This window comes from Dickeya sp. NCPPB 3274 (genome assembly GCF_000406205.1).
Lineage (GTDB): Bacteria > Pseudomonadota > Gammaproteobacteria > Enterobacterales > Enterobacteriaceae > Dickeya > Dickeya fangzhongdai.
Genome location: NZ_CM001979.1, coordinates 3,843,182 through 3,869,878, shown reverse-complemented (window position 1 = coordinate 3,869,878; position 26,697 = coordinate 3,843,182). Strand labels below are relative to the sequence as shown.

Annotated in this window: 24 protein-coding genes, 1 tRNA gene and 5 pseudogenes; 25 read left to right on the top strand and 5 right to left on the bottom strand. The window is 53.2% G+C overall.

From position 1 onward, the window contains the following. Positions 1–52: 52 nt before the first annotated feature. The 6 genes from DXX3274_RS17315 (at position 53) to DXX3274_RS17290 (ending at position 5,093) form a co-directional block, all read left to right on the top strand. The gene (locus DXX3274_RS17315; RefSeq protein WP_193747044.1) at positions 53–592 is read left to right on the top strand and encodes a YfiR family protein; all 540 of its coding nucleotides are present in this window, start codon (positions 53–55) and stop codon (positions 590–592) included. A gap of 4 nt (positions 593–596) precedes the next feature. Then, the gene (locus DXX3274_RS17310; RefSeq protein ID WP_042860825.1) at positions 597–1,853 is read left to right on the top strand and encodes a diguanylate cyclase domain-containing protein; all 1,257 of its coding nucleotides are present in this window, start codon (positions 597–599) and stop codon (positions 1,851–1,853) included. Positions 1,854–2,009: 156 nt separating this feature from the next. Further along, complete coding sequence (crl, locus tag DXX3274_RS17305) at positions 2,010–2,369, top strand: sigma factor-binding protein Crl (protein ID WP_042860824.1); 360 nt, start codon at positions 2,010–2,012, stop codon at positions 2,367–2,369. A gap of 125 nt (positions 2,370–2,494) precedes the next feature. Next, entirely contained in the window at positions 2,495–3,598 is a 1,104-nt protein-coding gene (gene proB, locus DXX3274_RS17300) for a glutamate 5-kinase (RefSeq protein WP_042860823.1), read from the top strand. 10 nt (positions 3,599–3,608) lie between these two features. Further along, complete coding sequence (gene proA / locus DXX3274_RS17295) at positions 3,609–4,862, top strand: glutamate-5-semialdehyde dehydrogenase (RefSeq protein WP_042860822.1); 1,254 nt, start codon at positions 3,609–3,611, stop codon at positions 4,860–4,862. A 155-nt stretch (positions 4,863–5,017) separates the two neighbouring features. After that, positions 5,018–5,093, top strand: a tRNA-Thr gene (locus tag DXX3274_RS17290). An 85-nt stretch (positions 5,094–5,178) separates the two neighbouring features. Here DXX3274_RS17290 and DXX3274_RS17285 read toward each other — a convergent pair. Next, positions 5,179–5,863: pseudogene (locus tag DXX3274_RS17285) on the bottom strand (site-specific integrase); the annotation flags it as partial. A 119-nt stretch (positions 5,864–5,982) separates the two neighbouring features. On the opposite strand from DXX3274_RS17285, the gene DXX3274_RS17280 reads away from it, so the two are divergent. Continuing rightward, complete coding sequence (locus tag DXX3274_RS17280; protein ID WP_042860821.1) at positions 5,983–7,410, top strand: hypothetical protein; 1,428 nt, start codon at positions 5,983–5,985, stop codon at positions 7,408–7,410. 115 nt (positions 7,411–7,525) lie between these two features. On the opposite strand, the pseudogene DXX3274_RS23065 reads toward DXX3274_RS17280, so the two are convergent. Further along, positions 7,526–7,784: pseudogene (locus tag DXX3274_RS23065) on the bottom strand (DUF1304 domain-containing protein); the annotation flags it as partial. 11 nt (positions 7,785–7,795) lie between these two features. Between DXX3274_RS23065 and DXX3274_RS17275 the strand changes: the two are divergent. The 3 genes and pseudogenes from DXX3274_RS17275 to DXX3274_RS17265 all read left to right on the top strand — a co-directional run bounded on the left by DXX3274_RS17275 (position 7,796) and on the right by DXX3274_RS17265 (position 8,875). After that, positions 7,796–8,074: a hypothetical protein gene (locus tag DXX3274_RS17275; RefSeq protein WP_050569897.1), complete on the top strand. Its 279-nt coding sequence runs from the start codon at positions 7,796–7,798 to the stop codon at positions 8,072–8,074. Between the two features lie 107 nt (positions 8,075–8,181). Continuing rightward, a complete protein-coding gene (yafN, locus tag DXX3274_RS17270; RefSeq protein WP_033570551.1) occupies positions 8,182–8,475 on the top strand; it encodes a type I toxin-antitoxin system antitoxin YafN in 294 nt (97 codons plus the stop codon). Further along, positions 8,472–8,875: pseudogene (locus DXX3274_RS17265) on the top strand (type II toxin-antitoxin system YafO family toxin). Before yafN ends, DXX3274_RS17265 begins: the two are co-directional and overlap by 4 nt. A gap of 128 nt (positions 8,876–9,003) precedes the next feature. Here the strand turns inward: DXX3274_RS17265 and DXX3274_RS24560 are convergent. Next, positions 9,004–9,642, bottom strand: a pseudogene (locus DXX3274_RS24560) (site-specific integrase); the annotation flags it as partial. Between the two features lie 379 nt (positions 9,643–10,021). Here DXX3274_RS24560 and DXX3274_RS24040 point away from each other — a divergent pair. Beyond that, a complete protein-coding gene (locus DXX3274_RS24040) occupies positions 10,022–10,201 on the top strand; it encodes a hypothetical protein (protein ID WP_042860820.1) in 180 nt (59 codons plus the stop codon). Here the strand turns inward: DXX3274_RS24040 and DXX3274_RS17255 are convergent. Next, on the bottom strand, positions 10,198–10,947 hold the full coding sequence (locus DXX3274_RS17255; RefSeq protein ID WP_042860819.1) for an SDR family oxidoreductase: 750 nt from the start codon (positions 10,945–10,947) through the stop codon (positions 10,198–10,200). The two genes, DXX3274_RS24040 and DXX3274_RS17255, sit on opposite strands and share 4 nt — an antisense overlap. 159 nt (positions 10,948–11,106) lie before the next feature. On the opposite strand from DXX3274_RS17255, the gene DXX3274_RS17250 reads away from it, so the two are divergent. The 7 genes and pseudogenes from DXX3274_RS17250 (at position 11,107) to DXX3274_RS17225 (ending at position 17,628) form a co-directional block, all read left to right on the top strand. Further along, positions 11,107–12,018, top strand: coding sequence for a LysR family transcriptional regulator (locus DXX3274_RS17250; RefSeq protein WP_042860818.1), 912 nt, complete (start codon positions 11,107–11,109; stop codon positions 12,016–12,018). Positions 12,019–12,112: 94 nt separating this feature from the next. Beyond that, positions 12,113–12,437, top strand: a pseudogene (locus DXX3274_RS24555) (transposase); the annotation flags it as partial. Between the two features lie 133 nt (positions 12,438–12,570). After that, positions 12,571–12,972, top strand: a complete 402-nt coding sequence (locus DXX3274_RS23040) for a hypothetical protein (protein WP_071604035.1) — start codon at positions 12,571–12,573, stop codon at positions 12,970–12,972. Positions 12,973–13,564: 592 nt separating this feature from the next. After that, positions 13,565–14,710, top strand: a complete 1,146-nt coding sequence (locus DXX3274_RS17240) for a D-alanyl-lipoteichoic acid biosynthesis protein DltD (RefSeq protein WP_193747043.1) — start codon at positions 13,565–13,567, stop codon at positions 14,708–14,710. Between the two features lie 126 nt (positions 14,711–14,836). After that, a complete protein-coding gene (locus DXX3274_RS17235; protein WP_042860816.1) occupies positions 14,837–15,955 on the top strand; it encodes a cytochrome c552 in 1,119 nt (372 codons plus the stop codon). Beyond that, complete coding sequence (locus DXX3274_RS17230; RefSeq protein WP_042860814.1) at positions 15,952–17,388, top strand: AMP-binding protein; 1,437 nt, start codon at positions 15,952–15,954, stop codon at positions 17,386–17,388. The genes DXX3274_RS17235 and DXX3274_RS17230 overlap by 4 nt, the downstream gene beginning before the upstream one ends. Positions 17,389–17,406: 18 nt before the next feature. Further along, positions 17,407–17,628, top strand: coding sequence for an acyl carrier protein (locus DXX3274_RS17225; protein ID WP_033570547.1), 222 nt, complete (start codon positions 17,407–17,409; stop codon positions 17,626–17,628). A 197-nt stretch (positions 17,629–17,825) separates the two neighbouring features. Here DXX3274_RS17225 and DXX3274_RS17220 read toward each other — a convergent pair whose 3' ends face one another. Beyond that, positions 17,826–18,779: a LysR family transcriptional regulator gene (locus DXX3274_RS17220; protein ID WP_042860813.1), complete on the bottom strand. Its 954-nt coding sequence runs from the start codon at positions 18,777–18,779 to the stop codon at positions 17,826–17,828. A 183-nt stretch (positions 18,780–18,962) separates the two neighbouring features. Here DXX3274_RS17220 and DXX3274_RS17215 point away from each other — a divergent pair, with 183 nt between their 5' ends. From DXX3274_RS17215 to yjiA, 7 genes are all read left to right on the top strand, one after another. Next, positions 18,963–19,265, top strand: coding sequence for a DUF1330 domain-containing protein (locus tag DXX3274_RS17215; protein ID WP_238556054.1), 303 nt, complete (start codon positions 18,963–18,965; stop codon positions 19,263–19,265). A gap of 58 nt (positions 19,266–19,323) precedes the next feature. Then, on the top strand, positions 19,324–19,848 hold the full coding sequence (locus DXX3274_RS17210; RefSeq protein WP_042860811.1) for an NAD(P)H-dependent oxidoreductase: 525 nt from the start codon (positions 19,324–19,326) through the stop codon (positions 19,846–19,848). A 440-nt stretch (positions 19,849–20,288) separates the two neighbouring features. Continuing rightward, positions 20,289–21,980, top strand: a complete 1,692-nt coding sequence (locus tag DXX3274_RS17200) for a sensor histidine kinase (RefSeq protein ID WP_042860809.1) — start codon at positions 20,289–20,291, stop codon at positions 21,978–21,980. After that, positions 21,974–22,699, top strand: coding sequence for a two-component system response regulator BtsR (gene btsR, locus DXX3274_RS17195; protein ID WP_042860807.1), 726 nt, complete (start codon positions 21,974–21,976; stop codon positions 22,697–22,699). Before DXX3274_RS17200 ends, btsR begins: the two co-directional genes overlap by 7 nt. Positions 22,700–22,977: 278 nt before the next feature. Beyond that, positions 22,978–25,125 (top strand): carbon starvation CstA family protein, encoded by a 2,148-nt coding sequence (locus DXX3274_RS17190; RefSeq protein ID WP_039693518.1) that lies wholly within the window; start codon positions 22,978–22,980, stop codon positions 25,123–25,125. 99 nt (positions 25,126–25,224) lie between these two features. Next, complete coding sequence (locus DXX3274_RS17185) at positions 25,225–25,428, top strand: YbdD/YjiX family protein (protein ID WP_024106984.1); 204 nt, start codon at positions 25,225–25,227, stop codon at positions 25,426–25,428. A gap of 33 nt (positions 25,429–25,461) precedes the next feature. Continuing rightward, a complete protein-coding gene (gene yjiA / locus DXX3274_RS17180; protein WP_042860806.1) occupies positions 25,462–26,424 on the top strand; it encodes a GTPase in 963 nt (320 codons plus the stop codon). The last annotated feature ends 273 nt before the right edge of the window (positions 26,425–26,697 follow it).

Below are 26,697 nucleotides of genomic sequence, written 5' to 3'. Positions count from 1 at the left end.
CGGTGTCAGCTACTGTATGGCAATTTCGTTTCAACGGACGACCAGAACTGACATGGTAGGAAAAGCGACGTTATTTGCCGTGATGGTGCTGGCATCCATGCTTATTTGCCCTTCGTTAAGGGCGCAGGCGCCGCATGATGACCTGACGCAGGTTTCGGATGTCGATGTGCGCCGCACGGTATCCGGTATCATCAGTTACTCCCACTGGCCGCGCCTGACCCGGCTTCCCACGCTGTGCGTGTTCTCTTCCGCGCATTTTTTGTCGGGGTTGACCATGCCGGCGGATTCGCAGGAAAAGCGGCTCTTTAACACGGTGACCGTCAAAGATACTCAGGAGCTGTTTGCGTCTGATTGTGACGCGGTGTACTTCGGTGAAGAAACGGTCTCTGAGCAGGTGGATATCGCCGGTTACGCCGTCGGCCATCCGCTGATGACCATTGCCGAGCAGTCGCCCGACTGCCATGAAGGCAGCGCGTTTTGCCTGGTGTTTGCCGGGAAGACCGTCGGGTTCTCCATCAACATGGAGGCGCTGTCGCGTACCGGGGTCAGGGTGAATCCGGATGCGTTAATGCTGGCCCGGGTCCGGAACTAAACCGATGGCGATCGCTTATCGGCAGAAGACCTTCAGGCAGGCGCTGACCCGCATCAATACGCTGGGGGTGGTGATCGCTATGGTGTTTTCATGGCTGTTGATTACCGTCGCCTCCATGTTCTGCTTCAAGCAATATGCTGAGAAAAACCTGCAACTGCTGAGTTATACCCTGAGTCGCAACGTCGAAGCGGCGGTGGTGTTTCGCGATGTGACGGCGGCAAACGAAACGCTGAGTAGTTTGGGGCTGCAGGGGCAGTTCAGCAGCGCGCTGCTGACGGATGCTAAAGGCAAGCCGCTGGCGCAATGGAGCGCGGGGGACGCGGCGACGCCGGATTGGCTCAGTCATCTGACGTCACAGTGGCTGTTTCCCGGCAGCGTGATACAGCCCATCATCCACCGCGGTCAGCGGATCGGATATCTGGAGATCAGCGGTGTGGACACGCCCGCCAGAAATTTCGTGTTCTTCTCGCTGGGGTCGTTGACCTTATGCATGTTGCTGGCGTCGCTGCTCGCCATCGTGATTTCCCGCCGCTTGCACCGCGGCTTGATCCTGTCGCTGCATCATATTGCCGAAGTGGTGCATGATATCCGCGAAAACCGCCATTTTTCCCGCCGGGTGCCGACGGTCAAACTCGCTGAGCTGGATGGGTTTGGACGCGACCTGAACAGCTTGCTGGATGAGGTTGAGTGCTGGCAGCGCCAGATGCAGCATGAGAACGATTCGCTGCTCAGACATTCGCTGCGCGACCCGCTGACCGGGCTGGCGAATCGCACCGCTTTTCTCAGCGCGCTTGCCGGCGTTCTGCAGGATCCGCAATACCAAACCAACACCGCACTGCTGTTTATGGATGGCTACCGTTTCAAGAAAATTAATGATACCTATGGGCATGGCGCGGGCGATCAGGTGCTGCTGGCGGTAGCAAACCGGCTGACGCACTGCGCGTGCAACCAGGATTTACCGGCCCGGTTGGCGGGCGACGAGTTCGCGTTGATTCTGGTGGGGGTACACGACATGCAGGATGCGCAGCAACGGGCGGAGGCGATCCGGCAGGTCATGCTTGAGCCGGTTATTCTGCCGGACGGGCAGGAAGTCGTGATGTCGCTCAGCATCGGCGTAGCGCAGGCGTTGCCGTCGATGACGCCGGAAATGCTGATCGAACTGGCCGACAAGGCGATGTATCAGGATAAACAGCGTCAGCGTCGTCATGATTTCGAACGTGTTTTACGCTACTTTGATGAAGATGCGACGGTGAATCAGTAGCGTTGCTTATCAATATGATGCGCATTGGTGTGACACGGCTCGCGCCCTGAAATGTCGGATGCGAAAAAACTTGAACCCATGTTGGAAGTCCGGCAGGGTTGACCCATCTTCGATCGCTGTGAATGCTTGGAAGTCTTCTGATTTAAGGAGGGTGTCATGGCAGTGAAAAGCAGGCTTATGAAGCGCTTTGCTTCGTTAGGGCCTTATTTACGTGAAAGTCAGTGCGAAGAAAACCGTTTTTTCTTTGATTGCCTGGCGGTTTGTGTCAATGTAAAACCTGCGCCGGAAAAGCGAGAGTTTTGGGGCTGGTGGCTTAATCTGGAGTGGCAGGAGCAAACTCTGTTCTATGCCTACCGTATCGGTCTGTTTGACAAGGCTGGCAACTGGCGCGAAGAAAACATCAAAGATACTGAGGTACATGAGAAAGTGCTGGCTACCCGTGAAGATTTCCACACCCGCCTGCAGGCGCTGGTAGAACAACTCGACCCACCTTTTTCCCTCTCCGCACGACCGTGATACTGTCCGGCATCGCGCCGGAGCCTGGGGTTTTCGCGTTGTGCCGGTTGGCATAGCGCGTCTCTCCTGTTACAACGTTTTTTCATCCTTAATTGTTTATTGTTCAACGCAACGGCAGAAAAATTATGAGTGGCAGCCAGACCTTGGTTGTAAAACTGGGCACCAGCGTGCTGACCGGCGGTTCGCGCCGTCTTAACCGTGCCCATATTGTCGAACTGGTGCGCCAGTGCGCCCAGCAGCATGCCGCAGGGCATCGCATCGTGATTGTGACTTCCGGGGCGATTGCCGCCGGCCGCGAGCATCTGGGGTACCCGGAACTGCCACCGACCATCGCCACCAAGCAGTTGCTGGCCGCTGTAGGGCAGAGCCGGTTGATTCAACTGTGGGAACAGCTGTTTTCCATTTACGGTATTCACGTCGGTCAGATGCTGCTGACCCGCGCCGATCTGGAGGACCGCGAACGCTTCCTCAACGCCCGCGACACCATGCGCGCCTTGCTCGACAACCATATCGTACCGGTCATTAACGAGAATGATGCGGTTGCCACCGCTGAAATCAAAGTCGGCGACAACGATAACCTGTCGGCGCTGGCCGCTATGCTGGCGGATGCCGACAAACTGCTGCTGCTGACCGATCAGGCCGGGTTGTTCACCGCCGACCCGCGTTCCAATCCCGATGCAGAACTGATTCGTGAAGTGCAGGGCGTGACCGACGAACTGCGCCAGATTGCCGGCGGCAGCGTGTCCGGCCTCGGTACGGGCGGGATGTCCACCAAACTGCAGGCGGCGGATGTCGCCTGTCGTTCCGGCATCGATGTGATCATCGCCGCCGGCAACCGAGTCGGCGTGATTGCCGATGTGATTAACGATATATCGGTCGGTACCCGTTTTCACGCGCTGGAAACCCCGCTGGAAAGCCGTAAACGCTGGATTTTTGGCGCGCCGCCCGCCGGTGAAATCACCGTTGACGACGGCGCGCTGGCCGCCATGCTGGAACGCGGCAGTTCGTTGCTGCCGAAAGGCATCCGCGACGTGGCGGGCAATTTCTCCCGCGGCGAGGTGATTCGCATCCGCAGCCTGAACGGGCGTGACCTGGCACATGCCGTCACCCGTTATAACAGCGATGCGCTGCGTATGATCGCCGGGCATCACTCTCAGCAGATTGCGGAGATTCTGGGTTACGAATACGGCCCGGTGGCCGTCCACCGCGACGACATGATCATTATTTAAGGAGCAGGCGATGCTTGAGCAAATGGGTAAAGCGGCCAAAAAAGCCTCTTATCAGCTGGCGGCGCTCAGCACCAGCCAGAAAAATCAGGCGCTGATGACGATAGCGGATCTGCTGGAAGCGCAGCATGACGTCATTCTGGCCGCTAACGAGCAGGATCTGGCGCAAGCCAGAGCAAGCGGCATGAGCGAAGCGCTGCTGGACCGTCTGCAACTGACTCCGGCGCGCCTGAAGGCGATTGCCGATGATGTGCGTCAGGTTTGCCGTTTGAACGATCCGGTAGGCGAAATTATCGACGGCCGCATTCTGGATAACGGTCTGAAACTGGAACGACGCCGCGTGCCGCTGGGCGTGGTCGGCGTAATCTATGAGGCCCGTCCGAATGTCACGGTGGATGTCGCTAGCCTGTGCCTGAAAACCGGCAATGCGGTGATTCTGCGCGGCGGCAAAGAGACGTATCGCACCAACGCGGCTACCGTGAAGGTCATCCAACAGGCGCTGACCGAGTGTGGTCTGCCCGCCGCGGCGATTCAGGCGATTGAAAGCCCGGATCGTGAACTGGTTAACCAACTGCTGAAACTTGATCGCTACGTCGACATGCTGATCCCTCGCGGCGGCGCCGGCTTGCACAAGCTGTGCCGCGAGCAGTCCACCATTCCGGTAATCACCGGCGGCATTGGCGTGTGCCATATCTATGTCGACGAGTCGATGGAGTTCGAACCGGCGCTGAAGGTGATTGTCAACGCTAAAACCCAGCGTCCCAGCACCTGCAACACGGTGGAAACGCTGCTGGTACACCAGGGTATTGCCGACGCTTTCCTGCCGGCGCTGAGCGAGCGTATGAAACAGGTGGGCGTCAGTTTGCATGCCTGCCCGGCATCGTTGCCGTTGCTGGCCGACGGCCCGGCGAACGTCACCGCGGTAGCAGCCGCGAATTATGACGACGAGTGGTTGTCGCTGGATCTGAACGTGAAGCTGGTCGCAGATATTGACGACGCTATCGATCACATCCGTGAGCACGGCACCCAGCACTCCGATGCTATCCTGACCCGTTCTCTGAGCCGTGCCGAGCAGTTCGTGCGCGAAGTGGATTCCTCGGCGGTGTACGTCAACGCCACCACCCGTTTTACCGACGGCGGTCAGTTCGGTTTAGGCGCGGAAGTGGCGGTCAGCACCCAGAAACTGCACGCGCGCGGCCCGATGGGGCTGGAAGCGCTGACCACGTACAAATGGATCGGTTACGGCGACGATTTGGTGCGTGCTTGATCTACATCAATGCCCGGCGGCCGTGTTTTCACGCCTGCCGGGCCAGTCGTTTAGAAAATCGTCAGACGGTATCTTGAAGTCTTGACTTGCCAGAACGATTTTACTAGTTTGTCACCCCGTAGTTCATCGTCACGCATTCGCAGGACGATTCCCACGCCGATATAGCTCAGTTGGTAGAGCAGCGCATTCGTAATGCGAAGGTCGTAGGTTCGACTCCTATTATCGGCACCATATAAATCAATAAGTTATACGATTTATCACGCTCGTAACTTACTGGTCTGTGCCGTATTTGTGTCATCACTCCTTAAAATCTTGTCTGGCTGGCGTGCTGGGCCAGGTGATTTGGTGCCAGATGTGCATATCTGCGCACCATTTCTATGCTCTCCCAGCCGCCCATTTCTTGCAGTACAGATAATGGTACTCCCGCCTGTACCAGCCAGCTGGCCACGTATGCCGCAGATCGTGAAACCGGAAATTTGTTATACCAGCCCGGCGTAGCGCCGCCCTCCACCCCGTGTTTGCATCGTACCGCATTTTCCTGATGCGTTTCGTTTCCGACCCGTCCGGTCGGGTTGACGCAGTGACATACACAAAAACATGTTGGCTACTGCGCCCTATTTGCCGGCGTAGAACCTGACACGCCACATCATTCAGCGCAACGCCGATAGCCCTGCCGTTTTTTGAGTCCTACGGGTTTACCCAGGCAACCCGCCCTGCATGTCTATCTGCGACCACTCCAAATTGATAATGTTCGACCTGCGCAACCCGGTTGAGAGGGCGAACTCAACAACTGATTTCAGCGGATCGGAACACTCATTGATTAAACGCTGCGCTTCATGAGGCTCCAGCCACCGTATGCGTTTGTTTTTCGGTGTTGGCGTCTTGACGTTCGGCGCTCGCTCCAGCAACTTCCAATCATGTTCGGCTGCTCGCAACAACGCCCTGATAAAGGCCAGGTGCGTGTTTTTCGTGGCCTGCGCCACTGGCTTTGGCTCAGGGACAGCGATTAGCAAACGAATATGGCCATACCTTAAAACCTTCATGTTCAGCATTATAATGCTTTGCTTTTTGCAATATTATAATCGCTCTTTATTTTCAGTTTTCCAGCCATGGACTAGAAATGAAACGCATCGCCGCACTTTACTTGGGATTCATCCTTGCTGCTCCGGTACTTGCCATTGATATTCCTCCCCCTGTCCCTATCAAAAGCATCGACTGGTTACCCGATAGTACCGTCAGAATTGGGCAAGGGATAAACGCGGCATATCGCGTCATCACCCAGACTAACCAGACGCATGAAATATGGCTTCACACCGACTGCCATAGCGGGAAGAAAACGCTACTATTTATGAACGCCCAACTGGATAAAGGGCTACGTGTTTACAGTCTGGACTCTATTGACCGCTATACACCGGGCACACCGTTTGAACCAGATGCAGACAGCTTGCTGATGACAAAGCCTGAGCTGAACCTTTGTAATCAGAATATTCCCGAATCGATGTGGCGGGGCTTTTCTTCATGGGAGCAACCCGGTGAGAAGCTGTTTGTAGATGTGAACAATAGCCTGAGAAAAGGAGAAATGCTGAAAGCACGTCTGGCGACGGATTACGACAGCATCCATCATGACGAAAAATATGGTGCTCCTTATTCAGTAAAAATCCAGGATGTCATACTCAACTGTGAAAAAGCTGAAAGCATGGCATTAATCACTTTCTCACTGGATAATCAGGGTGTTGTTTCTGACAGCGTTTCCGCGAAAGATGCTACGTTCGCAGCGCTGTCGCCCAACATGACCAGTGTGGCAAAAGAGCTTTGCGCTATCAAAGACTTCACTCATTATACTGGTAATGGAACGCTCACGTGGCGTAAAAAAGAGATGAGTGATGATATGCCCGCTCTGCCGGATCTTGAGCACAATACCCCGGCAGCGTTGCAACGCTTTACGCTTCCAACTGAGGTGGCAAGCGTCATTGATAAAACTTTATCCGATTCTCAGCAAAGACCAGCCTTCCGTTCGCTCCGTTATACTCAAAGTGGTTCGCAAGGCGATGGTGTAGGGCTGATGGCCAGAATTGATGCCCAGCCGGACGGTACGACGCTAACTATCGTGAAGATGGCGATAGCCAATATTGTGTTCTATTCGCAATACCAGCGTTTATTTAATCTGGTGGATGTGAAGAAATGGGAAACCATGTCTGACGCGCCGTGGGTCAGCAAAACCCTGGATAATACAATTGCACTCCCTTTGCGCCAGGGAGAGGCATATACCTCGCATAGCCAGATTGCAAACAGAGATAAACCAGGAAAAGAAAAATTGCTGAGTCAAAGCTGCGTTGTCGGTAGAGAATGGCGTAGCGCCGCAGATCTCAATCCCAAATTTCCAGGACGTTATCTGGAATTTATCTGTAAGGAAGATCTTGGTGACGGGAGAGAAGCCAGTAGCGATTATGCTTATTTTGAAGCGTTGAAAGTCTTTGTTCGCATCGGTTTTCAGGACAAAGATCAGACGAAACGCTTTACTTTCACCGATGTGGAAGTCACTTATTAACGGGTTACACATGCTAAACCCTTCACTGCACCGATCTCTTTATCCCTTTGTTAGAGAGAAGGGATGGTGAAGGGAGTCATCAGCTAAAAACCTTTAATAATTAGCGAAGCAGCAGGGCAATCAACACGCAGACCAGAAAAAAGTCAGTGATCTGAATTCCGTTTTCACCCAGCTATACCCCCCCAAAGTAAACCTGCCGCCAGAAAGCCGTTATACAGTCCCTGATTCGCAGCCAACGTACGGGTCTCGTGCGCAAAATCAGCACTGAGATTAAATGTTTTTCGACCTATTTTCGTATCCCACGAAAACATTTCGAGAATAAGAATGTAGAGATGTATGACGGCAACAACAGTGACAAAGATATTGGCTAACACGGGAACTCTTAGTGGATGAGGATGACCGTTTATTGCTGAGTGTGCGCAAGCAGCTCCGGGCGATTTGGGGCGATGATTTCCCACCCGCAGACAACCTGTTTAACCCCGCTCGGTGGCTTGCAAAGCCAACCCGTATGCGCTGGGAAACCTTTGAAAGAAAGTTAGCCAGGCTGATAAAAACCGAGGCCGCATATTGGCGGGTGTCAGATGCGAAAATGACAAGAATGACCGGACGGCTGATTAGGAAGGTAGAAAAGGCAGAGTGGGAAGCCAGAAAAGCAGCCTGTTAAACACCGGGCCGTGGTATTAGCGTTGTCTGTTTTTTGAGCGTGTAACTGGATGTTTATTATGATGTACATTAAAATGATCACTATAACAGACATTTTACAGGTGATTTATGGAACGCATTCTTGCTGAAAAATCTATCAACATCACAGAGTTAAGAAAAAACCCAGCGAAATATTTTATTGATGAACCGGTTGCCGTTCTATCCAACAATCGCCCGGCTGGCTACATGGTCAGCGCAAAGGTCTTTGAAGAACTGATCGATCTGTTGGAAGAGAAGCAGGGTAGGGTGCATACCGCTGCGCGTTTTCGTCCAAGCGCTGAACGGTTAAGCGAGATTGCGCAGAACGGGCAGACACTGCTGCAAAACGCCTCTGACAAGGATCTGACCGAGTTCACGGAATGAGCATAAGGATTTTCAAATCAACACTGATCCGCCAGCAATTAAGCCCGCAAGAGCTGGATGATTTGGTGGCGGATTTTCTGTCCTATAAAAAAGACGGCGTGTTGCCGGATACCTTTGGCCGTGACGCCCCTTATGATGATGACCGCACCTATCCCCTGGTGAAAGAAGAGCAGGTAGCGCACATTCATCTTGCTGATGCGGATGCCCCTTTCCCGAAGTTTTTACGTCAGTTCAAACGAACCCGCGATCAGGCTCACTTGGTGTACTGCCGGGTGCCAGTGATCCAGATGCCTACCTGCTGATTATCATTCTGAAACCCGAAGCGCATAAGATGGCGCGAAATAATAACCACATGTACAAGATAGGCATGATGGCCGAAGCATTCAGAATGAAGTATTGAATTGTTCAAAAAACACTCGAATGACCGGGGCGCAAAAGTCGCTGGGGGTATATTTGGGGGTATCAGTAAAGATGTAATGTATTATTTTGTATTATTATCAATTAATTAACATTCATATTCCATTCCTATTATCCCGATTTCATATAAATCACATTCCCTCCTTGTGACATATTTGTGCCATTTCGTTCTAAAATCGCATCGATTTTGCAGGCGTGTTCACTCAGATGCCCCGCCGACAAATGAGCGTACCGCTGTACCATTTCCAGCGTTTCCCACCCGCCCAGTTCTTTTAATGCGAGCAGAGACACGCCCGACTGGACAAGCCAGTTTGCCCATGTGTGTCTTAAGTCGTGGCATCGGAAGTTGCTAATGCCTGCCCTGCTGAGCCTTCAGTATTTGCAGAGCGGTCTCATTAAGCGGAACGCCTATCGTGTTACCTGCTTTGGTTTCATTCGGCTGCATCTAGGCGATCCGTTTTCCGAGGTCCACTTGCGACCATTCGAGATCGGTAACTTTTGATCGTCGCAGCCTGGTTGTAATTGCAAACACAACCAGTGGGAAGAAATGCGGCGCGATGTTGGCAAATAACCGCTTTGATTCTTCCTCTGTCAGCCAGCGTATCCGTCCGTTTTAATCCGCGGTGTGGAGATCTTTGGTGCCTGGCCGAGCCACTTCCACGTGACGGCAAGATTCAACAGCGCGCGGATGAAAGCGAGGTGGGTATTGCACGTCGCCTTCGCTGCGGTTTTTTCCTTATACTCGGGTATCTACAAAGATGGAGTGAGTTATTTTTTAATATTATCAATAAAATAAGACACATGTTCTATTCCTATTACCGAACCATATAAATCAATCGATTACCTGAATTTCCTGCGCTGGTTTTTACTCTGAGCTACGCCGGGGTTACGGTTCTCGGTACATTGAGCCGTTTACAGGCTGCTGTTGATTGGCTCGAATCGCTATTGCGCCGGCGGGCAGCGTGTATTTATCCACAGCCGGTGTGTGGGGCGTAATTTAGTGGCTTGAGCCTGGAGGGAATGCTGTTAAGTTCGTGGACTGGGTCCAGCGCCAGCCAACGGGCCAGTTGCATAAACTCCACCACATCAAGCCTGCGCTCGCCATTCTTGATTTCGGCAATGAAGGATTATGGCTTGTACGCCAGCGTTGCTGTTGTTCCAGGTAGGGCTGTTCCAGATGAAAAAATGGCGGGCGATTCAGTTGTTGCGCGCCGGTAAGTTCTTGTGGTGCTATGGGCTCCTCCTGTGCCCGGGCTGCTGGCAGGGCGCAGAGCGCTATCAGCAGCAGCCCGATTGTTTTGACTCTTAAATCTGCGCCATACCGCCATCGACAAACAGTTCGATGCCGTTAATAAAGCTGGCTGAACCGGAAGCGAGAAAAGCTACCGCTTTGCCAATTTCTTCCGCCTCCCCCAGACGTCCGAGTGGTACCTGAGCTGCCAGCGCGTCGTATAATCCCTGACGATGCTCGTCGGCGACCAGCCCGCCCAAGCCTGGCGTACGTATTGGGCCGGGGCTGACGACATTAACCCGAATGCCGCGTTCTTTGAGATCCAGCAACCATGAGCGCGCAAAGTTACGCACCGCCGCTTTGCTGGCGCTGTAAACACTAAAACTGGCCGTACCCTGGACCGAGGTCGTTGAGCCAGTGAGGATGATGGATGCGCCATTGGTCAGTAGCGGCAGTGCTTTTTGCACGGTGAATAACACCCCGCGAACGTTGGTGCCGAAGATACGGTCAAAATGTTCTTCGGTAATCGCTCCCAGCGGCAACATGTCGCCACCGCCGGCATTGGCGAAGAGAATATCCAGTTGTCCGGCACTTTTCGCAATTTGCGCATACACCTTGTCCAGATCCGCCAGTACTGACGCATCGGCGCGAATACCGGTTGCACTGCCGCCGATATCAGCGACCGCCGAGTCGAGTTCTGCCTGACGACGACCGGTTATGAATACGCGTGCGCCCTGTGCCGCCAGCTCTTTGGCCGTTGCCAGACCAATTCCACTTGTACCCCCGGTGATCAGGGCGATTTTTCCGTTCAGTTGTTTGCTCATTTTCATCTCCTCAGTATCAAATTCAGATTAATGGGTACGCTTGATGTGCTGCCTATGGCGCTACAGTAGCGCTGTCGTTTTTATTGAGAAATAGTGAAAAATGAAAATAACTATTCACTGATGTGTATAATTTGATGGGCTATTGTACGGAGGATTAGGATGGATCAACTGATGGCAATGCGGGCGTTTTCCCGGGTAGTGGAAGCGGGTAATTTCACCCGCGCGGCGGACTCACTGGCGATGCCCAATGCCACAATGAGTAAACTGATTCAGGAGCTGGAAGCGCATCTCGGCGTCCGTTTATTGCACCGCACGACTCGCCGCGTTACTGTGACTCCCGAAGGTCGGGAATATTATGAAAAGAGCACACGGATACTGCGCGATCTGGAAGATATTGACGGCGCATTCAACGCCGCGCGAAGCAAACCGCGTGGACAACTGCGCATTGATATCGGCGGTTCCACTGCCTGCGATGTACTGATCCCTGCGCTGCCTGATTTCCTGACGCGTTATCCCGATATCCACATCGATTTAGGTGTCTCGGACCGTACCGTTGATCTGATAAGCGATAATGTGGATTGTGTCATTCGCGGCGGTCCGCTGGAAAATTCGTCCCTTATTGCGCGCTATATTGGCTCGGCAACGTTTGTAACCTGCGCCACGCCGTCTTACCTGAAATGCTACGGGACACCTTCCTATCCAGAAGAGCTTAAAAACGGGCATCGTCTGGTTAGCTTTATCTCGCCACAGAACGGCAAAGCCTCTCCTTTTCGCTTTGAACGTCAAGGGGAAAAAAAAGAAATTAAAATTGATCACCGTATCGGGATCAACGAAAGCAATGCCCATCTGGCCGCTGCACTGGCGGGGATCGGTATTGTTCAGACATTCAGCTATTCTGCTGGTAAGGCTATTGAGGAAGGCGTTTTGACAGAAATTCTTCAGGAATGGCGTCCAGCCCCGTATCCTTTCCACGTTGTTTATCCGCAAAATCGTCATGTCACACACCGGCTACGCGTGTTTATCGAATGGCTGCTGGAAATATTTCCGCAGCGAGTGAAGGAAGCCGGCTAGTGGTTATGTCGAGCGTAAGGCGGTGCAGCGGCAAATTAGCTGTGACTCACGTACTCACGAGTAGCCGTAGCATAGTCAGGCTCTATCAATATGCTGGAGCACGGAGTTACTGACCCGTATCGTCAACCGGCTTTTTGACGTGACACTTCACCGCTCCACTTTGCACCGATACTTCAAACAGGAGGGTATGGTCTGGCGCAGAGCCGCGCCGACGAGCATTACGACGCACATACCGGCGAGCCAAAACCATTACGTTGGTGGTTGATAACGACATCATCCATAAAAGCCGCAAAGTGGAGCGCTGGCTGTCGGAGAACAGGAAGTTCCGGCTGCTGTTTTTGCCGACCTATTCGCCGTGGCTGAATCCGATAGAGCGGCTGTGGCTGTCGTTACACGAAACGATAACGCGAAACCAAAAGGTGATGAGCCACTCACCACCCGTTCACTCATTGATAAACAATCCGTTTATCAATGGTATATAGACCACACGTAGCGTGCGATGCTAGCGTATCTTGCGACAAGAAAGGCTTCACTCAGGCTGAGATGCAATCCATGCGAAAATGTATTCTTTTTTTTGCCATGACAATCCTGTTGACAGGATGTATAGCAAAATCACAGGCACCCGATCCGTTACAGGTTCAACTTGCTAATTATGGAACGCTACCCGGCGACTATAAACAAAGTATTAAAAATCATTTTTATTATCGTTTAAAAGATCCCTACAGTGCCCATTATAAATTTTTTGAACCTTATAAAGGTTATTCGTGGGTTATGAATGTTCCAGCCGATAAAGAACAGTTAATGTTTGGCTGGATTATCCCTGTATCGGTCAATGCTAAAAATGGATTTGGTGCTTATGCCGGCACGGTTAGAGTTATGTTTATTTACTCGAATGGTCAGTATCACGAGCTTTCCACCATAAAAGGAACAACGAAAATTACCCGCGTACCATAAATATTTTTAGGTAACGGAGAGGCTCGTAGTGCAACTCTAGTGAGTGGGTTAACACCACAGGGTGATGATGCCTGCGCGACTTCGCTTTTCAACCGTTCAGGATTATGTCAGTCTCCCGGCAATCCTAACCGGGTCTGGATGGTTGACTCACCGAACCAGGAAGGAAGAGAGCCACGAGTGATAAGCGCTTTGTTGTAGACTCGTCAGTCGGTGATGTTGAACGCCTGCTTTGCCTCGGCATACCCGGTTTTATCAGGATGATGCGTGATCCGATCCTGTAATCTGCCAAAAGTTCGATTTATCCACCAAAGCCCCTTCAGGCCCTGAAACCGGCGTACCACACGGAAAGTGTATAACGGGGTCGCTGATGGCAATGACATCAGCCCCTGCATTCCCCCTTTTCCCTCATCCCTGTGCCGGGTATGTCGCTTATACTTAAGGCGGGCTAAACCCTGTACATACCGTTACACAGCAGTACTCATCATCGAATATTAGCTTGGTATATAGTGTCGAAAAAAACAGTGGTTGATTCACTGTGAAGATAAGAAGTTAACAATTTTTAAACAATTTGATGCCATGTAGTTTTACTTTTATGATAAAAATCAAAAATACTATCTGCCTACATATCCTGATGGCGACCCTGGCCATCCTGTTTCTGAGCGTTCCCCCGCTGGTGACGAGCTTTGATCCGCCGCTAACATTCCAGCCGCTGATTAAAACCCTGGAAGGAACGTCAAAAGAACTGAAGGAGAAAATGGCCACGATCTCCTATGCATTGCAGGGAAATGCGATTTTTTTCATCGGTGCTTCGGAAGTATCCACATCTGAAGATGAACATTACGCGGTATATAATTACTTTAATAATCAGTTAAAGCGACCGCTAGTCGCCTATGGTGATGCTTATATCGATAACGTCGCGCATTTTTTACTGCTCTCACGTTTTAAAAATGACCTGAATGCGAACAGCAAGGTTGTTTTACAACTGGCGCCGGATAGTTTTTACGGCGATGGTATCCCCCCGGCAGTTTTTGCCGACAATTTTCCGGCATCGGTTTTTAATCCCCTGATGGAAGATGCTCAGGCACGAAATTTTCTGGTTGATTATTTGCAACATCATATTAATGAAGAAGAGATCAGCCATTTAACTTTTGCTCAAATGGGCATCTATGGCTGGAACCTGAATATTATCTGGCAGGAAATAAGTTATCAGTTTGCGATCTTCTGCGAGATGGTAAAGAACGACTGGCTGGCAATGTTGGGAATTGTCCCGCAGCCTTCACAACCTTGGCCCACTCAGCCTGCGACTGAAATCGTTCCCGATTGGGATAACGAACTGGCTCATGCCCATGAACTGAATAAGTCTCGCCAGCAAAGCGCGGAGACATTGTGGATGGATAAGTCTGTATTCGATGATGATCCCACGCCGGATGTGTGGGATGACGCACCGCTATATCCCACACAAATGGAAGCCTTCCAGGCGACCATCAAACTTCTGAAAGAGCGCCACGTCCAGTTTGTGGTGATTGTCGATGCGATTAATCCGTGGGCGATTAAAAACTCTGAGAAATTCCAGTCTATTGATAAACAGATCCGGTCGGTGCTGGAGGCGAATCAGGTGTCTTATCTGGATATGTACGCGCAACCTTATCAGAACGGCTGGAATTGGGATCGCCTGCACCCGACAGACCCGGCATGGGTTGTGATGGACCGTTTTATTGCTGAGAGTTTTAAACGATGAAATACGCTATTCGCCTTTTTTTTCTTTATCTCTTTCTGGCGGTTACCATCGTCGCGTGGACCTCTGTTGATGACAGCATGAGTTTAAAAGTGCATTTTGAATATCAAAAGTTCTGAAGGATGAATGATGTATAGCTCCGGAACATTTTTTTTCTTTCTGTTTTTATCAGCATTGCTGTTTGCGTTGGTTAATCGGCTATTTAATTACCGACTGACTTATTTATCCGCTTTTTCGGTGCTGACAATACTAGGCTGGGGATATATTTTCCAGGGTGATTATATTGTGCCCGTGGCAGTTTTCCTGGGATTTTATATTCTGGTCACGCTGAAAGAGAAAGGCTGGTTAAAAACCTGGCAGGCGGTCTGCCTGACTCTGCTCCCGTTGTTTTTGGTGAAATTGCACCTCAACCACCATCTGGGCATGCTCGGCTTGTCCTTTATGACTTTCCGCGCTATTGATGTCTTGCTTTATCGTACCAAAAAAGATGGTCAAAACTTTCTGCATTACTTTTGCTATCTTTTCCTGCCATTTATTATCACGGCCGGTCCGATGTATCGCTGGCGGACATGGACTAATGATATTAATAAACAGGTTTTTACTATCACCCGTGAGCAGTTTTTACCTGCCATGGAGCAAATTTTTGTCGGTATTATCCAGAAATTCTTATTAGCAATGCTTATCGACAACCTGGTTATTCAGTCATGGAGCCATCGCCCGTTTACGCTAAGCGTCGGCGTCGTTATGTCGTTGGCCTATAGCGCTTATCTTTATTTTGACTTTGCTGGTTACAGTAACATGGCGATTGGGGCCGGGCGTTTATTTGGCCTGAATATCCCAGCGAACTTCAATATGCCCATTCTGGCGAAGAACCCACAGGATTTTTGGCGCCGCTTCCACATTAGTTTGTCTGAATGGCTAAGGGATGTGGTTTTTATGCCGATTTATATGAATCTGATGAAGATCGATTTTTTCCGACAGAATAAAACGCTGGCACAAAACATTGGTATATTTTGCACCCTGTTTTGCATGGGTGCGTGGAACGGACTTGAGCGACACTATATCATCAGCGGCGCGCTGTTTGGCGCCATTTCCGTTGCTCACAACATGTTGCAGTGGTCAGCCAAACGCAGTCCGACGCTCAGCAACTGGTTACATTATCCAGTTATTGTGTTTTTGGGACGAATTCTGACGCTGGCAAGCGCCGCTGTCTCCCTTTACATCTTTAGCGGAATGTCACCTCTATGAACCCTCACTCCGAGCTTCAGGAACTGCAAGATTTCTTGCGTACGGCATTACTTGAGCCCGCGAACCCACATCAGCTGGCGATTAGCGGCAGCGACGACGCCATGACCTGGCAACAGCTATCCGTAGCCGTTACCGACTGGTCGCAGCGCTATCAGCAGTGCCGACAGCCTGCCGGCACACCGGTAGTTTTATACGGACATCAGCAGGCTGAATTTGCCGTGGCTATCTATAGCTGCCTATTGCATAACATTCCGTATATCCCGGTGGACTGCATCTATCCTCAGGAGCGGCTTAAAGAAATTTGCCAGTTGGCGAGTGCGCCTTACTATTACGATGTGGCGACAAAGCAGTTCGTTGCAACCGGTGAGGCGGGTCAGGTGCTGGCCGAGCAGGATCTCGCTTATATCATGTTCACCTCCGGAAGCACCGGAAAGCCCAAAGGGGTGCAGATCGGGCGTGAAAGCCTGTGGCACTTCATGAAGTGGGTGCGCCAGGACTTTTCACTGCCTGAAGTGCCGGTGCTGATGAACCATGCGGTATTCAGCTTCGATCTCTCGTTGATCCCGCTGCTGGCGAATCTGGCAACCGGGGGGCACATCGTTCTGAACGCGAAAGAGGATATCGCCGCAGAAAACTGGCTTGAGCGGCTGAAACGCAACGGCGTTTCCGTCTGGGTTTCAACGCCTTCTTTTGCCTACCAGAGACTGCTCTCTGCGCAGTTCAACAGTGAATATTTACCCGAACTCAGCGTCTTCGTGTTCATCGGCGAAGTGTTAAACAAAGCGCTGGTAAAACAGTTACGCCGCCGCTTCCCGCACGCCAAAATTCTCAACTCCTATGGCCCAACGGAAGCAACCATCGCGACAACCGTCATCGAAATCACCGATGAAATCCTGCACAGCGAAAACGACCTGCTGCCGATCGGCGCGATGATGCCGGACTCCAGAATGGAAATTACCGCTGAAGGCGAGCTGATTATTTGGGGTAAAAACGTGATGCGCGGCTACCTCGGGCTCTCTAAGGAGAACGCGGAGAAATTGCTGCATCGGGAGAGTGAAGCGTTCCGGGGCTACAGAACCGGCGATCTGGGCTACGAGGATGAGGGTATCCTGTACTGCCAGGGCCGAAATGACAGCCAGATCAAACTGAATGGCTACCGCATCGAAATCAACGAGATTGAAAATCGCCTGCTGGCGATGTCCGATATCAGTGAAGCGGTGGTGCTGCCGCTGATGAAATCGGGCGGCGGCGTTCTGCGTATTGCGGCGTTCTGCGTGACGAACTTAGCCCCTGAAGCGATTAAAACTTCACTTTCGAAGGTGATTCCACCCTATATGGTGCCTTCTCAAATTATAATTAAAGATGCGTTGCCGCTTAATCCTAACGGCAAAATCGACCGTAAGCTGCTGGATACCCATGCCCGCACCAACTGATTACACCAGGAAAAACTGATGGAACAAGAAATACTCGCCCTGTTTGAAAAGGTCTTATCCCGCAAAGTGGGCTTTAACGATGAGCTGATTGAGTCCGATATTCTCGACTCTATTCTGGCGGTAGATCTGGTGCTGGAAGTGCAAGACGTTTACGGCTGCATGATCCCACCGACCGAAGTCGCCAATGTGCTGAAGACCCCGGCGGATTTGGCTCGTTACATTGAAGAGAATCGCGGCTAATCCTTAAACGGCGAATGGCTTTCGCGCTTTCAAGACCCTGGATGCATTCATTCAGGGTCTTTTTGTTTCAGGAGCGGTGGATAATAAAGGCTGTCCCGCCGCGATGGCTTTACCGACATCTGATGACCCCGGTCACACGATGTTAACCGCGATAAACCCCGGTGTTTTACCGGAATTGGCAATGCCGGGTGCAGGGTTCAATATGTGAACGAGGCCAGATCGCCATACGGAAAGGTGAGGGCGCTATCCTTACTGAACGCCTCCAGTAAATATTCGATGGTAACCCTCACGCGCGGGGCGATTAATGCTCTGTGGGGGTACTGGATCACCATTTCGTAATTTCCGGGATCGTGCTGTTCGAACATGACGATTTTCAGTTCTCCCGAAATCAGTTTTTTTAACGCGGTGTGAACCCCCACCTGAGCAATCCCTACTCCCATGCAGGCTGCCTCGACCAGGGCTTCAGGGGCGGACAAGGTGAGCGCGGCAGGCTCGGGGTCGAAGGTTGAAAAACTGCCGTCGTGGTCCCGAAATCCCCAGGGGGACACCCGTCCTCCCAGAAAACGTCTGGCTATCAGTTTATGATTTTTCAGCGCTTCCGGATGTTTGGGCTCGCCGTGCGATGAGAGGTAATCCGGTGAGGCGACCAGTATCATATTCATGCGGCATACCGGGCGGGAAATCAGCGAGGAATCAACTATTCGCCCCCCTCGGATCGTTAGGTCATATCCGTCGTGAATCAGATCGGTGATCCTGTCGTCGAAATCCACTTCCAGAGTCAGGGCGGGATAACGCGCCATGAGGCCCGGCAGGGTAGGAATAACATGTTCGCGCCCAAATGAGGCGCTGGTTGAAATCCGCACATGGCCGCTGGTTTCCTGTTTTCCCGCTGCGATGGTGTCTACTGCGCTTTCCAGCGCGTTCAGCGCGACCCGAGCCTGACCGAGAAAAGCGGCCCCTTCTTCCGTCAGCGTGACCCGGCGCGTCGTGCGATTCAACAGACGCACCCCCAACACCTGCTCCAGCCCGGCTATATTTTTGCTGACTGCCGCCGCACTGATGCCAAGCTGCCGGGCGGTAGCCGCAAAGCTTCCATTATCTGCCGCTTCGACGAATGTCATGATGGATCGTACATGCCGTGACACTTCCATAACTGTCCCTTAAACGGTGGATGGGCCAATGCCAAACCCGGTCATTATCAACCTAAGGTTGAAGGAAGTTCAACAATAGGTGCCATTTTGGTTATGAATGATGCCGCTTATACTGCGTTTGCTTTCTGAAAATTACCCGGTTGTTCTCCTGTGTCGATGAGAACTGAAATAATTTGAGAAACCATGATGAAGAACAGCAAACCTGCTTATTTTATTTTTAGCGTTAACGTCACTAATTCGGAAGGGCTAAAACCTTATCAGGAAAAGGTGGGCGAGACAGTAAAGGCTTATGGCGGAAAATTGATTGTCCAGGTAGCCAATGCGGTATCGGTTGAAGGTATTGCACCAGAAGGGCGGATTATTATTCTGCAATTTGACAATACTGAACAGGCCCTTGCCTGGCACCGCTCTCCTGAATATCAGGCGATTATCGATTACCGCCTCGCGGCTGCAAAAACGCAAGCCTGGTTAGTCGAAGGTATTTAATATCACCCTATCAGGGATGGCGAATCATATTATTCGCTATCCCGCTGCAAGGAATAAAATGAAAACGTTAATTATTGTTTCCCATCCTTATCAAGAGCGGTCAACTATTATTAAAGCGCTGCAACAGGCGGCCGAGGCGCAGGATAATGTTGAAGTGAGAAATCTGGAAACTCTCTATGGGGATAATATTTCCGGGTTTGATATTCCCCGCGAGCAGGCATCCTATCATGGCGTTGACAGAGTCGTTTTTATTTATCCCATCCACTGGTTCAACCTTACTCCGATGCTGAAAGCCTATCTTAATGAAGTCTGGGCTTATGGCTGGGCATTCGGGCCCGGAGGAACTGCGCTAAAAGATAAGGAATTGCTGGTTGTGACTTCTGCTGGTGCAAGCGAACATACCTATTCTCATCAGGGGCTGGTTCAGAGCACCATCGGTGACGTGTTGACGCCAATGAAAGCGACCGCACTGTATGTGGGAATGAAATATCTTGAACCCCTCTCTTTCCATAGCGTAGCGGGCGCAAGCGGCGCAAACATCACGGAATTCCAGAACGAATTGTCTGAACGATTGAAATCGTAATTTTTTAGTTGTGGTCTGGTTGATGAGTAGTTAGTTGCGAAAAAGCGCGTCTGAATGCGGTGTCTTCACGATAACCGCACTTCTGAGCTACCTGCTTGATGTTAGCCGCCGGGTTTTCGTATCGGATCAGGTGTTCCGCGCATAGTAGTAAACAGTAAGTGGTAAGTGGTAAGTAGTAAGGGAGCGACCGTATTCATAAACCTTTGCAGAGCATAAATACGTTGCGACAAGGGCTGGTTGTCGGCAGCGGCGATATCTGCCGCCAACTTGGCGACGTTGGAACGGGCCGGGTAACACAGCCAACACGTCTGTAGCAAGGAATATGACGGGTATACAAATAAGTGAATCTCGTCAAAGTAACACCGCGCTTTTGTGTTAGGGTATGCTTCCCTGAGCATCGCCAGATTTCCGGTTTTTTTTGCCCCGTCCGAGTTTTTATCATGTATGAATTCAAACTGGTTTTACTGTTGCTCCAGCAGATGTGCGTCTACCTGGTGATCGCCTATCTGCTCAGTAAAACGCCGCTGTTTATCCCGTTGATGCAGGTGACGGTTCGGTTGCCGCATAAGCTGTTGTGCTACGCCATGTTTTCCATGTTCTGCATCATGGGCACCTATTTCGGACTGCATGTGCAGGACTCCATCGCCAATACGCGCGCGATCGGCGCGGTGCTGGGCGGTCTGCTCGGCGGGCCGGGCGTGGGCATGCTGGTGGGGATGACCGGCGGGCTGCACCGTTATTCGCTCGGCGGCATGACCGCGTTCAGCTGTATGGTGTCGACTATCGTCGAAGGGTTGCTGGGCGGCATGGCGCACCGTTTGCTGATGCGGCGCGGGCGGGTCGACCGGCTGTTCAATCCTTTTACCGTGGCGGGGGTGACGTTTATCGCCGAATTGCTGCAAATGGCGATTATTCTGTCGCTGGCGCGGCCGTTTGATGACGCGCTGAAACTGGTCAAGGACATTGCCGCGCCGATGATTGTCACCAACAGCATTGGCGCGGCGATGTTTATGCGTATCCTGCTGGACCGGCGCGCGATGTTCGAAAGGTACACCTCGGCGTTTTCGGCCCGGGCGTTGAAAATCGCCGCCTGTACCGAAGGTATCCTGCACAAAGGATTTAACGAAGAAAACAGTATGCGGGTGGCGCAGGTGATCTATCAGGAGATGGATATCGGCGCGGTGGCGATCACCGATCGCGAAAAGCTGCTGGCCTTTATTGGCATCGGCGACGATCACCATCTGCCGGGAACGCCGATCGCCTCGGGTCATACCCGGCGCGCCATTGAGCACAACGAAGTGGTGTACGCCGACGGCAACGAAACGCCTTACCAGTGTTCGCTGCAGTCCACCTGCCGGCTGGGGTCGACGCTGGTGATCCCGCTGTGCGGCGAGAATCAGCAGGTGATCGGCACCATCAAATTGTACGAAGCTAAAAACCGGTTGTTCAGTTCGATCAACCGCACCTTCGGCGAAGGCATCGCCAGCCTGCTGGCCGCGCAGATCCTGGCAGGCCAGTATGAGCGCAGCAAGCAGTTGCTGACCCAATCGGAAATCAAGCTGCTGCATGCCCAGGTCAACCCGCATTTCCTGTTTAACGCGCTCAATACCCTGCTGGCGGTGATCCGCCGCGACAGCGAACAGGCCGGTCAACTGGTGCAATCATTGTCGACCTTCTTTCGCAAAAACCTCAAACGCTCTGAAGAGATCGTCACGCTGGCCGATGAGATCGAGCATGTGAACGCCTATCTGCAAATCGAGAAAGCGCGTTTTCAGGAGCGATTGCAGGTCCGCTTCAATCTGCCGCAGGCGCTGATGTCGATGCGATTGCCGGCGTTCTCGTTACAGCCGCTGGTGGAAAACGCCATTAAGCACGGTACCGCGCATCTGCTGGGTACCGGCGTGATCACCATCAGCGCCAGCCAGCAGGGCGATCGTCTGTTATTGAGCATTGAGGATAATGCCGGTCTGTACCAGCCGCGCACCAACTGCACCGGGCTGGGGATGAATCTGGTTGATAAGCGCATCCGCAGCCGTTACGGCAACGACTATGGCCTGAGCGTGGAATGCGAGCCCGATCGCTACACCCATATCCATCTAACCCTGCCTTGTGAGGAAAGCCACTCATGTTGAGCGTGCTGATTGTTGACGATGAACCGCTGGCGCGGGACAACCTGCGCTGCCTGCTGGAACAGGATGACGGCCTTGAATTGGTGGGCGAGTGCGCGAATGCGGTGGAAGCGATCAGCGCCATCCACCGGTTTCATCCCGACGTGGTGTTTCTGGATATTCAGATGCCGCGTATCAGCGGGCTGGAGATGATCGGCATGATCGATCCGGACAACATGCCCTACATCGTGTTCATTACCGCTTACGATGAATATGCCATCAAAGCGTTTGAGGAACAGGCGTTCGACTATCTGCTCAAGCCGATTGACCCGCCGCGGCTGGCGAAAACCCTGCGTAATCTGCACCGGGAGCGCCCCGTGCAAAATGTCGATAAACTGCCCGACCATCAGGCCGGCCTCGACTACATCCCTTGTACCGGTCACAGCCGTATCTACCTGATGAAAAGCAGCGAAGTGCAGTTTGCCAGTTCGCGGCAGAGCGGGGTATATGTCACCGGCCCGCAGGGAGAGGAGTGTTTTACCGAACTGACCCTGAAAACGCTGGAAAGCCGCACCCCGCTGGTACGCTGTCATCGGCAGTATCTGGTCAATATGGACCATCTGCGCGAAATCCGGCTGGAGGAGAGCGGTCAGGCGGAAATTGTGCTGAAAAGCGGCCAGCCGCTGCCGGTCAGTCGCCGCTACCTGAAAACCCTCAAGCAACTGCTCGGCCTTAAAGGCTGAAAGCCGGGTCCGTGTTGGTACGGGCCGGCTGACCTGCTGTTTTTCTGTCGCCGTATTTTCGACCGACGCGTTGGTTGGCGTCGGCGCATCTCTTGTTCTGTTTTTCCTGCCCTTTGAAGCGTGAATTTTCGTCAATTTAGGTAAAAATCCGTCACCGCTTATTCCGGTATGCGACCGGTCGGCAGCTTATCCGACCGCTAACCTAAATTCCGCTTTTACCCGACTTGCTGGCTGAATAAAGTCACGAAACGTTACTACTACATAAGAAGAGTAAAGAGATGAAAGATAAACTTCTCAAGCATCTTCCCTGGGTATTGCTGGGGTTCATCGGGGCCTGTTGTCTCGGCGTGGTCGCGCTACGTCGCGGCGAGCACGTCAGCGCCATGTGGATCGTGGTGGCCTCGGTAGCGGTCTACCTGGTCGCTTACCGTTACTACAGCCTGTACATCGCCCGCAAGGTGATGGAGCTTGACGCCAACCGCGCCACACCGGCGGTGGTCAACAACGACGGGCTCAACTATGTGCCGACCAACCGCAATGTGTTGTTCGGCCACCACTTCGCGGCCATCGCCGGCGCCGGTCCGCTGGTAGGTCCGGTACTGGCGGCCCAGATGGGCTACCTGCCGGGCACGCTGTGGCTGCTGGCCGGGGTGGTGCTGGCGGGCGCGGTGCAGGACTTCATGGTGCTGTTCATGTCGACCCGCCGCAATGGCGTATCGTTGGGTGAAATGATCAAAGAGGAAATGGGGCCGGTGCCCGGCACCATCGCGCTGTTCGGCTGCTTCCTGATTATGATCATCATTCTGGCGGTATTGGCGCTGATCGTGGTGAAAGCGCTGGCGGAAAGCCCGTGGGGCGTGTTCACCGTCTGCTCCACCGTGCCGATCGCGCTGTTTATGGGTATTTATATGCGCTTCCTGCGCCCCGGTCGGGTAGGGGAAGTGTCGGTGATCGGCATCGTGTTGCTGCTGCTGGCGATCTGGTTCGGCGGCGTTATCGCCCACGACCCGTACTGGGGCCCGGCGCTGACCTTCAAAGACACCACCATCACCTTCGCGCTGATCGGCTATGCCTTTATCTCCGCGCTGTTGCCGGTGTGGCTGATTCTGGCGCCGCGCGACTATCTGGCGACTTTCCTGAAAATCGGGGTGATTGTCGGTCTGGCTATCGGCATCGTGATCATCAACCCTGAGCTGAAAATGCCGTCCATGACGCAGTTTGTCGATGGCACCGGGCCGGTGTGGAAAGGCGCGCTGTTCCCATTCCTGTTTATTACCATCGCCTGCGGCGCGGTATCGGGTTTCCATGCGTTGATCGCTTCCGGCACCACGCCGAAGCTGCTGGCTAACGAAACCGACGCCCGCTTTATCGGCTACGGCGCGATGCTGATGGAGTCCTTTGTCGCCATCATGGCGCTGGTCGCCGCGTCGATCATCGAACCGGGTCTGTACTTCGCCATGAACACTCCGCCGGTGGGGCTGGGCATCACCATGCCTAACCTGCATGAGCTGGGCGGCGCCAACGCACCGGCCATTATGGCGCAACTGCAAGACGTCACCGCGCATGCGGCGGCCACCGTCAGCTCCTGGGGCTTTGTGATTTCGCCGGAGCAGATTCTGCAGACCGCGAAGGACATCGGCGAACCGTCCGTGCTCAACCGCGCCGGCGGCGCACCGACGCTGGCGGTAGGTATCGCGCATGTGTTCCATCAGATTATCCCGAGCGCCAACATGGGCTTCTGGTATCACTTCGGTATCCTGTTCGAAGCGCTGTTCATCCTGACCGCGCTGGATGCGGGCACCCGCTCTGGCCGCTTTATGCTGCAGGACCTGCTGGGCAATTTCGCGCCGTTCCTGAAAAAGACCGATTCGCTGGTGGCGGGTATCGTCGGCACCGCCGGTTGCGTCGGCCTGTGGGGTTACCTGCTGTATCAGGGCGTGGTGGATCCGCTGGGCGGCGTCAAGAGCCTGTGGCCGCTGTTCGGCATCTCCAACCAGATGCTGGCTGCCGTGGCGCTGGTGCTGGGCACCGTGGTGCTGATCAAGATGAAACGCACCCGTTATATCTGGGTAACGCTGTTGCCGGCGGTCTGGCTGCTGATTTGCACCACCTGGGCGCTGGGTCTGAAGCTGTTCAGCAATGATCCGCAACTGGAAGGCTTCCTGTATCTGGCCCGCGCTTACAAACAGCGTATTGCCGAAGGCACCGATCTGAGCGCGCAGCAGATCAGCAACATGCATCACATTGTCGTCAACAACTATACTAATGCTGCGTTGAGCGTTTTGTTCCTGGTGGTGGTGTATAGCATAATTTTCTATGGCATCCGCACCGCGATGAATGTGCGAAACTCGTCGGAACGCTCCGATCGGGAAACACCGTATGTGCCGGTGCCGGAAGGCGGCGTGAAGATCTCATCCCATCACTGACGGATTGCGGGGATGACGTCGCCGGCAGGCGCCTGTACGGGCCTGCCGGCGTTCATGTCCTGTCGGCGCGCAGACAAGCGGATACAAAGAGAGGGCGATATGTTCGGAAACCTTGGGCAAGCGGGAAAATATCTGGGGCAGGCCGCCAGAATGCTGGTGGGCATCCCGGATTACGATAACTATGTGCAGCACATGCAAACCAACCACCCAGGCAAGGACATCATGAGCTATGAGGAGTTTTTCCGCGAACGCCAGCAGGCACGCTACGGCGGCAGCGGCAAAGGCGGTTTCCGGTGCTGTTAAGCGCACAGGCGCGACAAGGAGCTTTTTCCTATTATGACCAACGTATTACCCGCGACTATTCTCACCGGTTTTCTCGGCGCCGGTAAAACCACGCTGTTGCGGCATCTGCTGTATGCCGACCACGGTGAGAAAATCGCCGTGATTGAAAATGAATTCGGCGCGGTCGCCATTGACGACGCCTTGCTGGGCGACCGGGCGACCCGCATTACCACGCTGAGCAACGGCTGTATCTGTTGCAGCAGCGCCAACGAGCTGTCCGACGCGCTGCATGACCTGCTGGACGGTATTGACCGCGGCGAACTGGTCTTCGACCGGCTGGTGATCGAATGCACCGGTATGGCCGATCCGGGGCCGGTGATCCAGACCTTTTTTTCCGATGAACGCCTGAGCCAGCGTTTCCTGCTGGACGGCGTGATTGCGCTGGTGGATGCGGTGCACGCCGACGACCAGTTGAGTCGACATACCGTGGCGCAGGCGCAGGTGGGCTATGCCGACCGGTTATTACTGACCAAGACCGACCTGGCGGGCGATACCTCGGAGCTGGAAGCGAGACTGACGCGCATCAATGCGCGCGCCGGTCTGCATCGGGTGGTCAACGGTCAGATCGACCACCGTCAGATCTTCGGCGTCGACGGTTTCATGCTCAACGATCGCCTGTCGGTGTCTCTGCCGCGTTTTCGGCCGTTGATCGAACAGGATAACGCCATCACCTCGCTGGTGGTGCGGCTGACGCGCCCGCTAGACATGGCGGCGGTATCGGCGGTGATGGAGCAGTTATTGCTGAACTGCGCCGACAACCTGCTGCGTTATAAAGGCGTGCTGGCGATCGACGGCGATGACCGTCGTCTGCTGTTTCAGGGGGTGCAGCGGCTCTACAGCGCCGACTGGGACCGGGAATGGCGCGTCGATGAACCGCGCGAAAGCGTGATGGTGTTTATCGGCATCCGGCTACCGGAAGACGATATACGCCAGGCGTTTGATGCGCTGAATGCATGACCTTACGCTTGCCGGATGAAAACGTATCCGGCAATGTTTCTCCTCCTCTTCCCTGTTTCAGCGCACCGCTGCTGTCTGATCTTCTCCTTGCCGTGCGTACGGTGATGCCGCAAACGGATAACCGACCCCATCAGGCACGAACCTATCACCGTTCTGGCACCAATCGCCGATAACCAAACCGCCGGGCTGTTGGTCCATCACTTCTATTTAAAGTCACTCATATTTAAAACCACTCATATATTCACTGAATTGATTTTTAAAGACATTTGGGTA